This window comes from Bacillus sp. D386, assembly GCF_006346415.1.
On the sequence record NZ_VEMV01000002.1, the window covers coordinates 506,607 to 524,108 of the forward strand.

General features: G+C 38.4%; 17 protein-coding genes. 3 read left to right on the top strand and 14 right to left on the bottom strand.

The features are described from left to right. Positions 1-206: 206 nt before the first annotated feature. From FHY45_RS07440 to FHY45_RS07475, 8 genes are all read right to left on the bottom strand, one after another. Entirely contained in the window at positions 207-2,135 is a 1,929-nt protein-coding gene (locus FHY45_RS07440) for a stage V sporulation protein D (protein ID WP_066100713.1), read from the bottom strand. A gap of 124 nt (positions 2,136-2,259) precedes the next feature. Next, positions 2,260-4,464 (bottom strand): penicillin-binding protein, encoded by a 2,205-nt coding sequence (locus FHY45_RS07445; protein ID WP_139891301.1) that lies wholly within the window; start codon positions 4,462-4,464, stop codon positions 2,260-2,262. After that, positions 4,464-4,814, bottom strand: a complete 351-nt coding sequence (gene ftsL, locus FHY45_RS07450; protein ID WP_066100720.1) for a cell division protein FtsL — start codon at positions 4,812-4,814, stop codon at positions 4,464-4,466. The genes FHY45_RS07445 and ftsL overlap by 1 nt, the downstream gene beginning before the upstream one ends. A gap of 38 nt (positions 4,815-4,852) precedes the next feature. Next, entirely contained in the window at positions 4,853-5,785 is a 933-nt protein-coding gene (rsmH, locus tag FHY45_RS07455; RefSeq protein ID WP_066102300.1) for a 16S rRNA (cytosine(1402)-N(4))-methyltransferase RsmH, read from the bottom strand. A gap of 31 nt (positions 5,786-5,816) precedes the next feature. Next, the gene (mraZ, locus tag FHY45_RS07460) at positions 5,817-6,248 is read right to left on the bottom strand and encodes a division/cell wall cluster transcriptional repressor MraZ (RefSeq protein ID WP_066102303.1); all 432 of its coding nucleotides are present in this window, start codon (positions 6,246-6,248) and stop codon (positions 5,817-5,819) included. A gap of 275 nt (positions 6,249-6,523) precedes the next feature. After that, positions 6,524-8,149: a bacillithiol biosynthesis cysteine-adding enzyme BshC gene (gene bshC / locus FHY45_RS07465; RefSeq protein ID WP_175354214.1), complete on the bottom strand. Its 1,626-nt coding sequence runs from the start codon at positions 8,147-8,149 to the stop codon at positions 6,524-6,526. Positions 8,150-8,229: 80 nt separating this feature from the next. After that, positions 8,230-8,619, bottom strand: coding sequence for a DUF3397 domain-containing protein (locus tag FHY45_RS07470; RefSeq protein WP_077247941.1), 390 nt, complete (start codon positions 8,617-8,619; stop codon positions 8,230-8,232). Beyond that, positions 8,620-9,519 (bottom strand): 2-dehydropantoate 2-reductase, encoded by a 900-nt coding sequence (locus FHY45_RS07475; RefSeq protein ID WP_139891302.1) that lies wholly within the window; start codon positions 9,517-9,519, stop codon positions 8,620-8,622. A 417-nt stretch (positions 9,520-9,936) separates the two neighbouring features. Between FHY45_RS07475 and FHY45_RS07480 the strand changes: the two genes are divergently transcribed. Beyond that, positions 9,937-10,398, top strand: a complete 462-nt coding sequence (locus FHY45_RS07480) for an N-acetyltransferase (protein ID WP_139891303.1) — start codon at positions 9,937-9,939, stop codon at positions 10,396-10,398. A gap of 94 nt (positions 10,399-10,492) precedes the next feature. Here FHY45_RS07480 and FHY45_RS21115 read toward each other — a convergent pair whose 3' ends face one another. From FHY45_RS21115 to FHY45_RS07500, 4 genes are all read right to left on the bottom strand, one after another. Then, positions 10,493-11,047 (bottom strand): RsfA family transcriptional regulator, encoded by a 555-nt coding sequence (locus FHY45_RS21115; protein WP_139891304.1) that lies wholly within the window; start codon positions 11,045-11,047, stop codon positions 10,493-10,495. A 97-nt stretch (positions 11,048-11,144) separates the two neighbouring features. Further along, complete coding sequence (locus FHY45_RS07490) at positions 11,145-11,903, bottom strand: enoyl-CoA hydratase/isomerase family protein (RefSeq protein WP_139891305.1); 759 nt, start codon at positions 11,901-11,903, stop codon at positions 11,145-11,147. Between the two features lie 59 nt (positions 11,904-11,962). Further along, the gene (gene rpmF / locus FHY45_RS07495) at positions 11,963-12,136 is read right to left on the bottom strand and encodes a 50S ribosomal protein L32 (RefSeq protein WP_066100735.1); all 174 of its coding nucleotides are present in this window, start codon (positions 12,134-12,136) and stop codon (positions 11,963-11,965) included. Positions 12,137-12,188: 52 nt separating this feature from the next. Then, positions 12,189-12,722, bottom strand: a complete 534-nt coding sequence (locus tag FHY45_RS07500; protein WP_066100738.1) for a YceD family protein — start codon at positions 12,720-12,722, stop codon at positions 12,189-12,191. 242 nt (positions 12,723-12,964) lie between these two features. Between FHY45_RS07500 and FHY45_RS07505 the strand changes: the two genes are divergently transcribed. Beyond that, positions 12,965-14,176, top strand: a complete 1,212-nt coding sequence (locus FHY45_RS07505; RefSeq protein ID WP_139891306.1) for a nucleotidyltransferase — start codon at positions 12,965-12,967, stop codon at positions 14,174-14,176. A 60-nt stretch (positions 14,177-14,236) separates the two neighbouring features. On the opposite strand, the gene FHY45_RS07510 is transcribed toward FHY45_RS07505, so the two are convergent. Next, positions 14,237-15,256 (bottom strand): SepM family pheromone-processing serine protease, encoded by a 1,020-nt coding sequence (locus FHY45_RS07510; protein ID WP_066100745.1) that lies wholly within the window; start codon positions 15,254-15,256, stop codon positions 14,237-14,239. Continuing rightward, positions 15,246-16,037 carry a patatin-like phospholipase family protein gene (locus tag FHY45_RS07515; RefSeq protein WP_066100748.1) on the bottom strand — a complete coding sequence of 264 codons (792 nt, stop codon included), beginning with the start codon at positions 16,035-16,037 and terminating at the stop codon, positions 15,246-15,248. Before FHY45_RS07515 ends, FHY45_RS07510 begins: the two co-directional genes overlap by 11 nt. Before the next feature lie 200 nt (positions 16,038-16,237). Between FHY45_RS07515 and ylbJ the strand changes: the two genes are divergently transcribed. Next, on the top strand, positions 16,238-17,467 hold the full coding sequence (gene ylbJ, locus FHY45_RS07520) for a sporulation integral membrane protein YlbJ (protein ID WP_066100751.1): 1,230 nt from the start codon (positions 16,238-16,240) through the stop codon (positions 17,465-17,467). The last annotated feature ends 35 nt before the right edge of the window (positions 17,468-17,502 follow it).

Consider the following 17,502-nt stretch of genomic DNA (forward strand, 5'->3'; position numbering starts at 1 on the left):
CTTTCTTTTTAAAGCAATCTTCACTATTGTATCGTAATTTAAGCCGTTTAGAAATAATAAAGTATATAATCTTCTAGTCAGGTAAAAGAATAACCGCTTACACTTTTTTTAGATTACGAAGAGGCAGCTGAAAAGAACTTTTATCAGCTGCCAATTTGTTATTCTATGCAGAAATATCCTGAAAGCAGCACCACTTTTATAACCTATTATTCCTCTGTATCATCCTCTTCCAGATATATTCGGATGGAAGAACCCTCTTTCAATTTGACACCTGCTTGCGGTGATTGCTGCACAATCCGATTTCCGCTCCCAGACTTTTCTACTTTGAAGGTAGAATATTGCTCACCCAAATCCTTTAGTGTCATTCCAATCAAATCAGGAACTTCTTCCATTCTCGGATCTAAATAGTTTTTTTCTTTCTCTACTTGATTTTTACGCTGCTCAATACCAAGTGCTGGCAAACTATCCTTCATGATCCTTCCAACAATAGGAGCTGCTACGACCCCTCCAAATTGAACCGTTCCTTTTGGATTATCAATCGCTAAATAGACAACCAATTGCGGATCATCAGCTGGTGCAAACCCGATAAATGAGACAATGAAATTATTTTCTAGGTATCTGCCGTTTTGAGCCTTCTGAGCTGTACCGGTTTTCCCGCCAACTCGATAACCATCAACAAATGCACCTTTCCCTGAACCTTGTGCCACTACTGTTTCAAGAGCTTCACGAATTTCCTTTGAAGTTTCCTTTGAGATAACATTCCTTTTCGCCTTTGGAGTTTTCTTAATGATGGTATCACCTGTGACAGGATTTACAATTTCTTTTGCGATATAGGGGGTATAAAGTGTTCCGCCGTTAATCGCCGCCGACACAGCCATCACCTGTTGGATTGGTGTAACTGAGACTCCTTGGCCAAAAGCAGTTGTTGCCTGTTCAACCGGGCCAACTCGATTTATATTAAATAAAATCCCTTTCCCCTCTCCCTGTAAATCAATACCCGTTTTTTCTCCAAATCCAAAGTCATGAATATAATTAAATAATTTTTCTTTTCCGAGTCTTTGACCAAGCTCAACGAACCCAGGGTTACAGGAGTTCTGTACTACCTCAAGGAATGTTTCAGATCCATGTCCCCCCCGTTTCCAGCATCTTAAACTAGCTCCGCCTACCTTTGTATAGCCTGGATCATAAAAATGATCATTTTTCAAATCCACTTTTCCTTCTTCAAGCGCTGCGGCCAACGTAATAATCTTAAATGTAGAACCTGGCTCATAGGTACTCCATACAGGTAAGTTCCGATTATAAACCTCAGGTGCCACATTTCTAAAATTCGACGGATCAAATGTAGGCCTGCTCGACATTGCTAGTATTTCTCCTGTATTAGGATTAACGGCAATAGCAACAATACCATCGGGGTTATATGTTTCTTCGGCAATTTCCAGTTCTCTATCAATAATCGTTTGAATTCTGCTGTCAACTGTTAGCTTTAAATCATACCCATTTGCTGGAGCTTTATAGTCATCAGCCATATTCTCCATCCGTTTTCCTTTTGCATCAGCATAAAACTTAACATACCCTTTTTGTCCCTTCAGCTCATCATCATAGGCCAATTCAAGGCCCATCAATCCTTGATTATCGATACCCGCAAATCCAAGAACATGTGCCAGTGTAGATCCTTTAGGATAATAACGAATTGAGTCCTCAGCAATATAGACTCCTTTTAAATCTAAGTTTCTAATTTCTTTTGCTTTATTGTGGCTGATTTTTCGGCCTTCAGGTATCTTTACGATAGACGTATTTGAGGTTATGAGTTTAAAAGCTTTATCCGTCCTCATATTCAGTACTGAGGCTATTTGTTTAGCTGTATCCGCTGGATTCACCACCTGGCGAGGGACAATATAAACAGTAGGGGCGGATTTATTAGTAGCATAAACCACTCCATTACGGTCCTTGATCTCTCCCCGTTTTGGCTCAAATGGAACATTTCTGCTCCACGAATCTTTAGCTAAGCCCGTCAAAAAATCTCCTAAATAAAACTGAACATATCCTAGTCTGATGATGATTACCAGAAATACGAACAATCCGATCAACAATGCTGCGATTAATCGTTTTCTGACAGTAATATTTGATGCTCTCATGCCCATCCCTCCAATGCACGACTCTTTTTCACTGTATGCTTGTACCCTTTGGTTTATGTATGCACATTATGAAAAGAAAAAAAGAGCCTGATAGCTTTAAAAGCTATCAGGCTCTGAAATAAATCTAATCGGATTCTACATCCTCTTCCTTGGTTTTTGAACTATTCTCTTTTGATTTTTCATATATGGTTTTAGGATTCTCAAATTGAACAACTAGGAAAGTATCATCCTTCAATTTTGTTCCTGCTTTTGGTTTTTGAGTAACAGCATACCCGGAGCCTGAAGTATTTAACTCCACCTCCATTAAGGAAGCCGCCTTCATAACATCCCTAATTGACCATCCTGAAAAATTAGGTACTGTTAAGTCGCCATCGGTCAGAAGAAGAACCTTCTCTCCTTGAATAATCTGAGATCCTGCACTCGGCGATTGTTTAGAAACACTCATCCCTTTCCCTATAACAATAGGTGTCAGGCCAAGCTCTTCAACCTTCGCCTTAGCAGTCTCAACATTCGTTTCTTTTAATTCAGGAACTTCACTAGTGGATTTTTTCTTTGTATTATCTGATTTAATATTTAGGTACTTTAATGTATTTTCCATTACTGAGTTAAATACTTGGGAAACTGGGGCTGAACCAGACTCACTAGCGCTGATTTTCGGCTGTTGAATAGCCACATATACTACAACCTCAGGATTATCCTTCGGTGCCATTCCTAAGAAAGAAAATAAATAATTTTCATGACCAGTAGCGTAACCCGCGCCAGTTTGACTGCGAATCTGAGCCGTTCCCGTTTTACCTATAACATCATAGCCATCCAATTTATATGGCTTACCGGTTCCATGTTTAGAGGTTACGACCGTTTCCAATATATCACGCACCTCAGCTGCCGTTTCCTTGGAAATCGGTTTGCCTGCTACAGTAGGTTTCGTTTCCTTCAATACTTTTTTCGTGTTGGAGTCCACAATTTTTTCAACTACATAGGGCTTCATCATTTTTCCGTCATTTGCGACGGCAGTTGCTGCCTGAATCATTTGGATCGGTGTAACAGTTGAACCCTGCCCAAAGGCAGTCGTGATTTGTTCAGATTTATATTTATAAACAAATTTACCGGTCGTTTCACTCGGGAGATCAATACCTGTTTTTTTACCAAAACCAAAGCTTTCAAAGTATGTTAAAAGTTTTTCAGTTCCGATTTTTTCATCAGCCAATTTAGCAAAAGCAACATTTGAAGAACGTTGAACCCCTTCTAGATAGCTAATCGTCCCCCACCCTGCTCCACCATTATGGTCTCTTATCGGTCTAGAACCTTTAATCTTAAACATGCCTGATTTATATTTTTCATTAGGATTAAATACTCCTTCTTCAACAGCAGCAGCCAACGTAAAAATCTTCATGGTAGAACCTGGCTCAAAAGATTCTTCAACCGCTAGATTCTGCCAGGTATCTGCAAGTCCATCCCTTGTGTTTAAATCAAAAGTAGGGCGCTGTGACATAGCCAATATTTTCCCTGTCTTTGGATCTGCTACGACACCAATCATTTTAGTTGGGTTATATTTCTTATTGACTTCCGACATTGCGTCTTCTAAAAAGATTTGAATTTTTTTATCGAGCGTCAGCTGAACAGAAGCTCCATTCGAAGGTTCGTTCACTACCGTCTCTTTATTAGGAAGAATATTTCGCCATAGGTCACCCTCAAACTTGATAGATCCATCCTCTTCCTGTAAATACTTATCCAATTCTTTTTCTAGCCCTAACGCTCCAGTTGTTTTCCCTGTTTCTTCATTATTCTCAACAAACCCTATTACATGTGAGGAGAAGATTCCATTCGGATAAAATCTCTTCGTATCCTTTACAAACGTAATACCTGGTAAATTTAATCCTTCGATATCATTTTTTTGTTGATGGGTTAAATCACGTCCAGCAGCACCAAATTCAGTTTGATAAAGTCCCTTTTTGTTCAAACGACTTAATATTTCGCTTTCATCCATATCAATGTGCTCAGCCAATACTCTTGCTGTTTCTTCCTTATCTACAACATGTTTTGGCTTTTTCGGATTTTCAGTTACAGATGAATTAAGGAGGGCAATTAGCTTATAGGTTGACGTATCCCTTGCCAGCACCTCACCATTTTTGTCAACAATCGTTCCTCTTTGTGCCGACAAGGTACGGGTGACTTCATACTTATCCTGCGCTTTAGCAGCAAGCTCCTGTCCACCGGCAACACCAGTATACTGAATATACAAAAAGCGAAAAAATACTACACAAAAAAGCAGCCCAAATATTACAAATAAGAGTGCTGCTCCCCTATTGCGGCTTTTTCGATTACTCATTAATCTTGCACTACCTTAACATTTTTATCTTTTAGTGTTAATCCCAATTCTTTTGCTTTTTGCCAGATTCGGTCATATGTACTTAACTCCGCCACTTGATCTGCATAATCTTTATTAAGCTTTTCCTGATTCTCTATCTTGCTTTCAAGAGCAATAATTTCATTATTCGTTGAGTATATATTCGCTTGTGCGGAAATGATTTTTACAGCAAAGAAAGCGATAAACAATGAGAACGTTAAATATAGAATCTTCTCACCAATCGTAATGCCGCCTTTTACTTTAACCTTCTTTGTTGTTGTTCCTACATGACGTTGCTGTTCTTGCTGAAGTTTTCTTGCTAAACTACTCAAGTTTATCCCCTCCCATTAAATAATTTTTCATAATCTATTCATTTCTTTTCTGCTATTCTTAATTTAGCTGAACGCGCTCTTTTATTCGCTTCCACTTCTTCTTCACTCGGTAAAATCGGTTTTCTGGTTATCAACTTTAAATCCGGCTCGAATTCTTTTGGAATAATCGGCAATCCATGTGGCATTGGCGGTAATTCCGAATGTTCTTTAAAGAAGCTTTTGCAAATCCGATCTTCCAACGAATGGAACGTAATCACTGAAATTCTGCCGCCTTTATTGAGCATAGGAAGCACTTTTTCTAAAGATACTTCAAAAACTCTCAGTTCATCATTCACGGCTATTCGTATGGCTTGAAAGATTCGCTTAGCGGGATGTCCGCCTTTTCGCCTTGCTGGAGCAGGGATAGCTTCCTTAATAATATCTACCAAATCAAAGGTTGTACGAATTGGCCCAATCTCTCTGGCTTGTTCGATTTTGCGGGCAATTTGTTTCGAAAACTTTTCCTCACCGTACCTAAAGAAAATCCGGACCAACTCTTCGTATGTCCAGCTATTCACTACATCATAAGCTGTTAAAGGAGATGATAGATCCATTCGCATATCAAGTAATGCGTCATGGTTATAGCTGAATCCTCTTTCCGGGGTATCAAATTGAGGAGATGAAACACCCAGATCGTATAGAATACCGTCTATCTTTGTAATACCTAATTCAGTGAGTTTTTCATCAAAATAAACAAAATTACTATTAATTAATGTTACCTTGTCCATATAAGGCTCTAGCTTCTTCTCTGCATGCTTTAATGCAGTCTCATCCTGGTCAAACGATATTAATCTTCCTTGTCCGGATAAAGACTTCGCAATTAATTCACTGTGTCCTGCGCCCCCAAGGGTACAATCAACATAGATACCGTCAGGTTTTATATTCAGTCCATCCACAGCTTCTTTTAATAGTACAGTCGTATGATTAAACATTTCTTCACCTTCCTGAAAGGAAGTATGCGCATTAAATATCAAAACCAATCATATTTTCAGCAATCTCTGAGAAAGATTCTTCTGATTCCGAGAAATATTCTTCCCATATTGATTTACTCCATATTTCTATCCGGTTAGATACTCCTAAAACTACGCATTCTTTTTCCAATTTTCCATAGTTTAAAAGTGGTCCCGGGATGTTCACACGTCCCTGTTTATCCAGTTCACATTCAGTCGCACCTGAAAAAAAGAAACGGGTAAATGCTCTTGCATCCTTCTTCGTAAGTGGAAGGCCTTTTAGTTTTTCTTCAAGTTGAGACCATTCATCCAGTGGATATCCAAACAGGCATTGATCAAGGCCGCGTGTAATTACAAACATATCGCCTAAACTTTCCCGAAATTTAGAAGGTATGATTATGCGTCCTTTTGAATCAATTGAATGATGGTATTCACCCATGAACATGTCCTTCACCCCACTTCTCCACCTTAGAGTACCACATCGCCCCACTTTTCTCCACAATTTATATAAAAAAACTTTAATATTTGAATAAAATTTCAGACTATGATTCATTGATTTCAGCCAAGCCTAGAAAAACAAAAAAAACTGCCTTTCTAAGACAGTTTTTTCTAGATATTATTATCTGTTTTTTTATGTTCTATTTGGACAAAAGCTTCCATAATTCACTCTTTATTTATTGTCAAACGAAGCAAATCTCCACTTAAGTTCTTACAGCATCTTTATATGGTTACGACATAATGCGACCCATCAAATTCGAGCGATTCCGCCAAGAGGCAATCGACCCATAATGTCCCATATTGATTGAAAAAGTAAAACGGATTGAGAATTCTTTCCTGCAGGCCGCCTGCCGGATGGAGACTATTTTCGACACGATTGTATTTTGCAATCGTTTCTTCATTTTTTCTCTCTAAATGGCTCTCCACCTTTTTCTGCATAAAAAGGAGCTGTTCTTTAATCAAGTGGCGATTTTTTTCGAAAAGAGGTTCCAATCCTTTATCGAATTCAACCGCTTTTTGTTGCCACGTAAGATGAGCAGATTCCAGATTTTTAATTATACTGCTATATGTATCCGGAGCCTGTTTACGCAATTCTTCCAGATAGAACTCCCTATCCTCTGAACAACCTTTTCTCAAAACTTTTTCCAAGGGAAGATTAAGTTCCTCTAATAATCTTTCAATATTTCCTTCCAATAACGTAAAGGAAAGTCGAGGCCATATCGGTGGCATCTTTTCTCCAGTCATGGCAAACGCAGGTTTAATTTCACTCCAATAGGCAATCTCGCCGGGTCCAGCTATAAATCCTAAGACAGGAAACAGTTTTTCCTGTAAAAGTGGACGAGATACAACATTTGTACTGAAATACTCTGGATGTTTAGATAGTAAACGATCCAGCTCTATTTGTGATAATTTAATTCCGCTTCCCTTCCCAATTAAGTCACTTGAACCTTCTTCACGTTCCAACAGCAGCCGGTTAAGAGTTGAAGGCTCGTAGTAAAATAAGTTCGTACATTGTTCATCAAGATCAATAATCGGATTATATCCGTTTTTTTTCAAAAGATTTTGCTGTTCAATTACGGCTTTGCTAATTCCTGCTTCATAAGCAATTTGCTGATAGACAGGCCCAGCCAGCTTCCTAAAGCCTGGGTCACCTGAATCCACCATTAAGAGACCATGCATTTTAAAGAGATCATTTATAAGAATAGCGAAAAAATCGGTGATGGTTTCGGATTGATCAATTGCTTTTTCCGCCCAATCCAGCAATTCGTTCGTACGCTCTGTCTCTCCCCATAAGGAAAATACATCCTGCAGCCAATCTTTCGCTATATCCGGATTCATATTAATATCAGATATCATTTTTTTCGATAAAGGTTTTTCCGGGTACACGATTTTTTTAGTTTCATGCCCCTCTTCAGCGTAAACATGATTAATCTCTTGGTAATCATGATCCTCACCAGCAATCCAGAAGATTGGGACTACCCTTTTATTTAATCTTTCACTTTGTTCCTTTGCCAATTTTATAATCGAGATAACTTTATGAATAGAATACAGCGGTCCAGTCAATAATCCTGCTTGCTGGCCCCCAACGATTACTAAAGCATCCTCACGCAAGGCATCGATATTTTCCTTTACTTGCTCTGATATTCCATATTTACTCATGAAGGATTCAATATAGGTTGCCATTTCATCTCGTGGATAAGTTCGACCATCAAGCCAATCCGCCCGATCTTGAATATGCTTCTCATTCTTCCAATCATACTCTGCAAAAGATTTATTTATACTTCCCTTGATATAGTCAGATGCAAAACTATTCATAGCTGGAAGATTCATTTTTATGTATTCCATCATCAATGGTTGTCTCCTTTTGAACAAATTCATATAACAGTATATCATTCCCTTTGAAAGCTTTAAAAGGTATTGCTACTCGCCTATGTAAATACTTTTACTATTCTCTCAAGAATCCCAATTGCGGCCAATAAAAAATAGGCGGCAGAGAATAACAGGAATGAAGCTCTCCAAAAACCAGTGAAAACTCTTTTCAAGTCAACCTCTTCCCTTACTTTGTAATGCATAAACAACACAGCGGAAGCGATTATAATCAAGACAATTAAAATAATCCATAAGTATGAATGTTCAAAAAGAGCGATGATTGCATAATGAACTGCCATAATCAAAAAAACCGTCGTAGCGTCGGCAGAAAGCCTGACTGCCTTTTTGTTATTTTTAAGCATCTGTCGGGAAATTGTATATACGGTCAAATAAACAATAATTGGCATGATTACGCAAATAGCGATAAGGCCTGCTAATAAGCTGTCCACTCACATCTCCTCACTTTCTTCCATACCACGCACCATATTAAACAGCATTTTACATTGAGGTGCTGGGATATCATTCTTATCTGCTTCGCGAATACAATATCCAAGGATTGCCTCTATTTCAGTTTTTTTACCCAACTGAAGATCCCTTAACATAGAAGAGGTATTCTTAGCTGTTCGACCACATATTGTAATAACTCTCTCTAAATAAATCTGATGCTCAGTTTCCGGAATTAATAACGAATGACAAACCTCCTGACAGATGGATTTCAACAGCTTAATGTAATATGTATTTTTTATTAATTCACCGTTGCGAACCCCTAATATACTGGTCAACGGGTTTATAACAGAATTAATAATCAATTTTTCAGTATGAATTGATTTGATATCAGGGAGCAATTGCACCGGAAAACCATCCGTATCCAAATATTCCATACCCGGCAGCTTCCTTCCTCTATATAAGCCCATTTTTATCATTCCAATTCCTGTATGGTGAACCGTATGATTATTTTCCCGAATGGCACCATGCTCAACAATCCCAGTATAGATTGTGGAAACCAGCAATTCAGGTAAATGAGCGAAATGGCTCATACCGTTTTGTAAAAAGACAACTGCAGATGCATTCTCTTCTAGTAGAGACCATAGATTTATGAGAGCGGTCTGCTTTACGGTTAGAATGATGATTTCTTGTCTTTGAATTAATTCTTCCGAATCATTAATACATACCGCATTAATATTTTTATAATTATGCTCACCCTGCATGTCAATCAGGGTGATTCCTTTTTTATTGATTTCGTCCGCTTGTAATGATGTGTGCGTGAATAGCGTAATTTGATGGTTATCACTCAGCTTGGAAGCTGCCAATAATCCAATTGCCCCTCCTCCTATTATCCCAATCCTCATGTTCTCCTCCAAGTGATCTTTTGCAATAATTGTAACATTTGCTATGTATGATGAAAAGATAACTCATCCTGTTTTGAGTCAATCGTCATTTAGCTGAATTATCGATGGCTTCCGCTCTATTTCCTTGTAGTTTGGAGGAATAGCATAACTTATACGGCTGGATTACCCATCGCTTATCAACCACTTCATTCTTGTGGCTGGATTAATCATGAACTCCGCTCTATTTCTTTGTCGATTGGCCAGATTACCTACTTATTCGGCTGAATTTCACACTTATTCACACTTATTCGGCCGATCCTCATTCAACAAGTGTTTCAGTAGCCGTCCTGACGACTAAAAATTATGATTTTTCTATATATTTAGCTATAATGGAAATATAAGTATAAACTTTTCACATACATTTAAGGGGGCTATGAAGTGAGTGTAAAGGTTGAAAAATTACGCGTTAACTACCGCACGCTTGAAGAATTCAAGAAATTTAAGGAATATGGTTTGCAGGAATTATCCATGCTAGAAGATCTGCAGGCAAATCTTATTGAAGATAATAGCGAATCACCTTTTTACGGCATCTATTTTGGGGATAAATTAGTGGCCAGGATGAGTCTTTATAAAATCGATGCCAGGTTTGATAAATATTTTGACCCTCCACAGGATTACTACGAAATATGGAAGCTTGAAGTTTTACCGGATTATCAAAAAAAGGGATACGGCTCCATGCTCGTCCAATTCTCCAAAGACCTTGGCCTGCCGATCAAAACAAACCCAAGAGTCCATTCGCGTACTTTTTGGGAAAAACAGGGCTTCGAACCTGTAGAGTATGATATGGAAAGAGATTTAGGAGAGAACCCACTGATTTGGCAGCCTAATAATGATAAATAGATTGACTTTAAGCTTTCCAGCGAGAAAGCTTTTTCTTTTCATCAAACATTAATAGAAGCACACCTTTTAAAAAGGCATGCTCCTGTAGCAATCATCATTTTTCCTCCGATAATTGACGTGCCCGATTCAGTAAATCAAGCAATCCACGGTAATCCTTCTCCATCTGCTTAAATCGTATTTCTACTGTATCTCTCTCTTGAACTAAATAATCTGCGTGCTTTTTTAACTCTGAGTATTCCAGCAGTAATTCTTCAGGCGAGCGGAATGATCGTTCTTCCAACCTACTCTTTAAGTTGGTTAAATAGGCAATAACCGTATCTAGAGAAAGATTGAGCTCAGCATCCCCGACTATTCCGACCGAGATTTTTTGTTCCTCACACTGCGGCTGCTCCACCTCCAATTCCGCAGTCCCTAGCGATTTTTTAAGATCTTTACGTACTTTTTTAGCCAGCTCTATCCCTTCCGAATATTGCTTACGGACATAAGAATTCCATCTAAAGCCACATGCAGCCGGAGTTCTCGACAACCCTTTACCAACCTCTTCAAATGCTTTTAATTGTGTGCTTCCCTCACGGATATGACGTAATACCACCTCCGCCAAATATACATCCTCATCCTGCGACCATCCATCCTGCCTTGAACCTGTCATCCACTCTTCCCCCCAATAAGCATTCATAATATTCAATCATATGCGTCTAGTAGGAAAGATAGAATAAACAAGATTCTATTAACATGATAATCGCTTCTTATTGAGACTTTTTCTGAAATCGTTCCACAGTCTCCATATGGAATGGTAATACCCATAACTCTGAACATCGTTTAATCTCTTCTTGCATCCGTTTATACAAATCAGATGCTTTCTTTTTGCGGATAGTCATACTTTTATACGCCATCAACGCATTAATATCATTTTTAATAATAGGCTCAATAATCCCTACTATGGTTTTCTCATCTATATTTGACACAACGCCATTTGCAAATCCATACAAGCTTGCCTCTTCTTCAGTAAATTTTCTCCCCGACATCAGCCATTCCAGTCCCTTGGATTCTGCCACCCTCTCAAGTAAAAGAGCTCCACCGCCCCAACCGGAGGTAATTCCCTGCTGAATTTGAATAAAGCCCATAAAAGATCCTTTTTTTACATATCGAAAATCACATGCTGTAGCCAGTTCCAATCCACCGCCGACAGCCGGTCCATTTAAAAAAGCAAAAACAGGCTTCGGCAAAGTAGCTATTTTATATAAAATTTCTCCCATACGCGATAACATTTGGTAAGCATCTTTTTGATTATCAAGAAGATGAAAGACTTTTAAATCACCACCCGAACAAAAAACATTACCAGTTCCTGTGATCACCATGGCCTTACAATTTCCATCCGTTTTCACTTGTTCGATGGACTCTTCCAATAAATCCATAACCTCAAAATTTATGGCGTTCCTAACATGCGGCCGGTTTAGCGTAACAAGCAAATATCCTTCTTTTTTCTCCACAATCACTTCTTTCACCGTGAATCCCCCTTAAAAACAAAAAAGAACACAGGTTTCCCTGTGTTCTCTCGAGTTGATTATTTATTTACAACTTCTTTTCCTTTGTATGTTCCACATGCTTTACAGATACGGTGAGATAATTTCATTTCACCGCAGTTTGGGCATTCAACCATACCAGGGACTTGAAGTTTGAAATGCGTACGACGCAATCTCTTTCTAGTTTTCGAAGTTCTTCTGAAAGGTACAGCCATGTTTTACACCTCCTTAAAAAACGATGGTTCTATGGAAGACTTATGTAGTCTTTCATTTTTCACTGTTATCATCATTGTTGTCAAAAAAATGGGCCAACTTTGCCAGTCTTGGGTCAACTTTTTTAACTTGTTGGTCCTCTAAGATTAATTCCCAGTCATCTCCAGCTAGCGGAGCAGCACCTACAGGATGATCCGTATCACAGAATACCTGCAATGGAATCTCCGTGAGAATTATTTCTTTGATTACCGGCGTAAGATCCACTACATCACCCTCAGCCACATGATATTCTCCATCCTCAGTCTCCATACCTTCATATTGATTAAAAAGGTATGTCTCTGTTGTTTGAACATCGATTGGGAATGGGACATCAACTAAGGTTCTTGAACATGGTAATGTCAATGTACCAGATATTTTCAAATGAAAAGTAACTCGATTGGAACTCAAGTCAGCTTTCCCAAATACACGAATTGGTGAAATATCACGAATTTGCGGATCTGCCTTTTTCAGTTCAGAAAGATCTGCTGTCTCATCTACATTAAAACCATTGTCGCGAAATTTTTGCAGTTGTGGAATTGTCCATTTCATATTATATCACCTCAAGGCAACAAAGGTAATTATAGCTTTGGTAAATTCATTTGTCAATGTTTTTTCTTTACAGCCATATGTGATACCCTTATGCAAATTTTAAGCGCTTATCTATTTATTTTACCCGAAATGTTTCATTTTGAAAACAGAATTAATCAAGTGCAAGTTTAGGGAATGCTTGCTTCCTGATTCCTCCATCATATACTATAAAAAAAACAACCATTTATCAGGAGGTGTACAATATGAATGCCCTGGGACTTGTAGTAGAATATAATCCTTTTCATAATGGACATTTATATCATTTACAACAAGCCAAAGCTATTACAAATGCTGATGTGACCATAGGCGTGATGAGCGGAAATTTCCTTCAGCGGGGGGAACCAGCCCTGGTGGATAAATGGACAAGGACTTCCATGGCCTTAAAGGCTGGTATTGATCTAATCATCGAACTTCCATTTGTTCATGCTGTTCAAAAGGCTGAATATTTCTCCGAAGCATCTATCCTATTATTAGAGGAAGTTGGCTGTCAGTCTGTTTGTTTTGGCAGCGAGCAAGGAGAAATAGAACCTTTTATACATACATACTCAATTATTCAGGAAAATTCTAAGGAAATCGATCAATGGATACAGCACTATAGCAAGGAGGGATACAGCTACCCCAAGGCTGCCTCTCTGGCCTTTTCGGAACTACAAGCGCGTCATCCTTCTATGCTTTCTTTAGACCAGCCTAATAATATCCTTGGATATCACTATGTATCCGCGATTTTAAAACATAAATTATCCATCGAGCCAGTAACCATTAAACGAACAGGTTCCGGATATCACGATCCAACTCTCATGCCAGGTACAATAGCAAGTGCAACTGGTATACGGAAAGAATTAATGGAAAGCGGTAAACTGGATGCTATCTCTTCCTTTGTTCCGGATACAACATTTGCCCATCTAAAAGCATATCTAACAGAGCAGCGCACTTTGCATAATTGGGAGTTGTATTGGCCATTTTTAAAAGTTAAATTAATCACGACGCCCGCAGAATCTCTTGCCCAAATTTACGAAATGAAAGAGGGCTTAGAGAATCGATTAATTGAAGCCGCTGAACGCGCCAGTAATTTCATGGATTTTATGTCATTAATTAAAACAAAGCGTTATACCTGGACTCGGCTACAAAGAATACTAACCTATACGCTGTTAAATTTCACAAGAGATGAAATGCCAAAAGACCTGACTCCGCCATATATTCGCGTATTGGGATTTACAGCTGCCGGGCAGCAATATTTAAAAAGCATAAAAAAAGAAAAGGGAAATCAGATCGTATCACGCCTAGCAGCCTGTAAAAATCCTTTAATAAATATTGATAAGAGGGCTGCCATTGTTCATGCTGCCGCTCTTCCCTCAGCTATTTCTATGAAAGCTCAAAAACGTGAATATATGTCACCCATTGTATTAACTGATTAAAAAACGAAGCCATTGATTCACCGTACGAATCAATGGCTTCTGCTTTAAATCAAGCAGCTCTTATTTCATGCTTTTTAAATAATCCAGTGCATCATCAACTGTGTCCACAGGAACAATAATCATATCTGTTCCAATCTCTTCTGCTGTTTTTACAGCAATTTTATAATCCGATTCCTCAGCACCTTGTTGATTGGGTGCAAAAAACACTTCCGCATCTGCACGATCAGCTGCTACAATTTTCTGATCAACACCACCGATAGGACCGACTGTTCCATCATCAGAAATGGTACCTGTTCCTGCTATTTTCTTCCCTTTCGTGTAATCCTCTTCCGTTAATTGATTAAAGATCTCCAATGTAAACATTAACCCAGCAGAAGGCCCCCCAATGCTATCTGCGTTTATCTCGATATCTCGGTCTGTTTCAACACTTCGATCCTCAACCAAGGTAATGCCAACGCCAACTCGTCCAGTTTCCTCTAGCATCTCCAATTGAAGTGTCTTAACAATATTTTTATTATCACGCTTTATTTCTAATTTCACTTGGTCCCCAGCTTTTTTCGAGGAGATATAGTCTATGAAAAATTCACTTGACTCAATTTCACTTCCATCGACTTTAATAATTCGATCTCCAGGTTTCAATACTCCGTCTGCAGGTTTACCCTTGGCAATCTGCAGCACATATATGCCTTCTACTTTTACTTTGGCTTCATAGCCTGCTTTTTTATACCCGTTCAGGATAGCGGATGTTTGGGAATCATCCATCAATTTCAATTGTCTAACCGTATATTCTTCATCGGTTTCATCCTGACTTCTAATTTGTTCCAGTTCATAAATCCTATGATAATCTGCTATTTTAGCCCATGCATATGTATAAATATTCGCTCTGCCCATTCGGATCGTTGTCAGCATAAAAGAGCCATCTGCTTCACTTCCATTTTCAACCTCTACAAATTGCTCCAATGTCTCCGCCGACCCAGGGGTGGAAACATAATAAGGCAATTTATAAAATGCAGCCAGAAATGCCAGCAATAGAACTGCAACCCCAATTTTGCCTATATTAAGTTTACGCTTATGCTTCATCTTTTTTCTCCTTCCAATGCTGTATGGCCTCTTTAATCTCCGGCAGTTTTTTTCTTGCTTCTTGCTCCCCAATCATAATAATTTCAAGAATGTTTGTAAATGCCAATGAACTAAATGATTCTACAGCAGGCTGAATCATTACGTCAGCGTTAATCCCTTTCATTTTGACAATTTCCATTTGCAGTATATCTAAACTTTTAAAAATAACATCGTATATAGATTCAATATCCGTATCTCCTCTTGTTGCAGAGACATCGCTTGCAATCACAATATCCGCTCCCATTTCTTTCACAACCGATACAGGGACCCGATCCATTAATCCTCCATCTACAAGTAATTTCCCATTAATCCTTTTGGGCACAAAAATGCCTGGTATAGAAATACTTGCTCTTACCGCTTCATAAACAGGACCTTCCGTAAAAATAACTCTCTCTCCTTTTTCTATATCCGTTGCCACTATAGCCAATGGAATTGAAAGATCCTCTATATTTTGATTTTTTGTAAATAATCGAATGTATTCCTCAATCTTTTTCCCGGCTACAAAACCTAATCTGGGTACAGTCAGATCCATAAAGTATTTTCTTTTAAATTGCAACGAAACTTTTTGCAGCAGTTCTAAATCTGATCCACTTGCATAAAAACTGCCTATTAAAGCTCCCATACTGCTCCCGGCTATGCAGTCGATATTTATACCTTCACTATTTAGCACTTTTAATAAACCAATATGTGCAAATCCCCTTGCACCACCAGAGCCAAGCGCTAATCCAATTTTAGGTTCCATTTCTTTTGACTCTCCTTTATCCGTACTGATTTAAGGCATGTTCCCTTAATAGGAGTCTTAGTTCTAAATTATTTTACTTTGAGTATATTTTGTTATTGGGGACAACCCAGCTATATACAAAACTTCTTTTGATTTTACTAAATATATTTTAGCACCAGATTATTTACCACGCTTAAATTTAATAAGGGAAGGGATATAAATTGGATAAATCAATCTTAAAATCAATGCTTTTTGCGTTAATTGCAGTTATTATGGCAGCTGCATTGATCTTGATGCCACAGGAAGCCTTCGAAGCCTCTGTTCGAGGGTTGAATATATGGCTTGAAATTGTCTTTCCTTCCTTATTGCCTTTTTTAATTATTGCAGAAATGTTGATTGCATTTGGTGTCGTAAAACTACTGGGTGTCTTTTTAGAGCCACTAATGCGTCCATTGTTTAAGGTACCAGGAGTAGGAGGATTTGTATGGGCAATGGGACTTGCATCCGGTAATCCTTCTGGAGCAAAACTAACAGCTAGGCTGAGAGATGAAGGTCAGCTATCCAGAATAGAAGCTGAACGGTTAGTGTCGTTTACCAGCTCATCGAATCCATTATTTATTTTCGGTGCTGTATCTATCGGTTTTTTTAATAATGCTAAACTTGGAATACTTTTAGGATTAACTCATTATGCAGCGAATATTTTCGTCGGTTTAGTAATGAGGTTTTACGGGAGAAATGAAGAGAAAAAAAATCTTAACCGCAGTAAAAAAGATACAAGTATTTTCCCAATCATGACAGCTTTAAAAAGTATGCACCGTACCCGTCTAAATGACCAGCGGCCATTTGGAAAAATATTAGGAGACGCAGTTAATTCCTCCATACAAACCCTTTTGATGATTGGAGGATTTATCATTATTTTTTCCGTGATCAACAAGCTATTGTTTCACTTACATATTACCAGCTTCTTTGCATCCATTTTCAGCAGCCTGTTCCACACGCTTCATCTGCCATCTACTTTAAGCATCCCTTTTATTTCGGGGTTATTTGAAATCACGTTGGGATCGCAATTAACAAGCCAAGCTGGCGGTGCAACACTATTGACACAAGCAATCATAGTCAGTGCTTTACTCGCATTTGGAGGATTCAGTATACAAGCTCAAGTTGCCAGCATCTTAGCCGAAACGGATATACGCTTTAAACCATTCTTTCTTGCACGCCTCATCCATACATTTTTTGCTGCGATACTTACATTGATTTTGTGGAAACCTGTATATCTGCGATTATCTACTTCTGAAAATACATCAATCACCGAATTTGTTTTTTCAATGGAAACGCAGGGATTATCCAGCACTATCTTCAGTTTCTTCCTTAATTACGGTGCATTGATTACTATTCTTTCTTTGGCTGGCTACACCCTTTTATTATACATACAGTATAGGAAATCCATATAAAAAGCCAATCCCTAATTTAAGTAGGATTGGCTTCT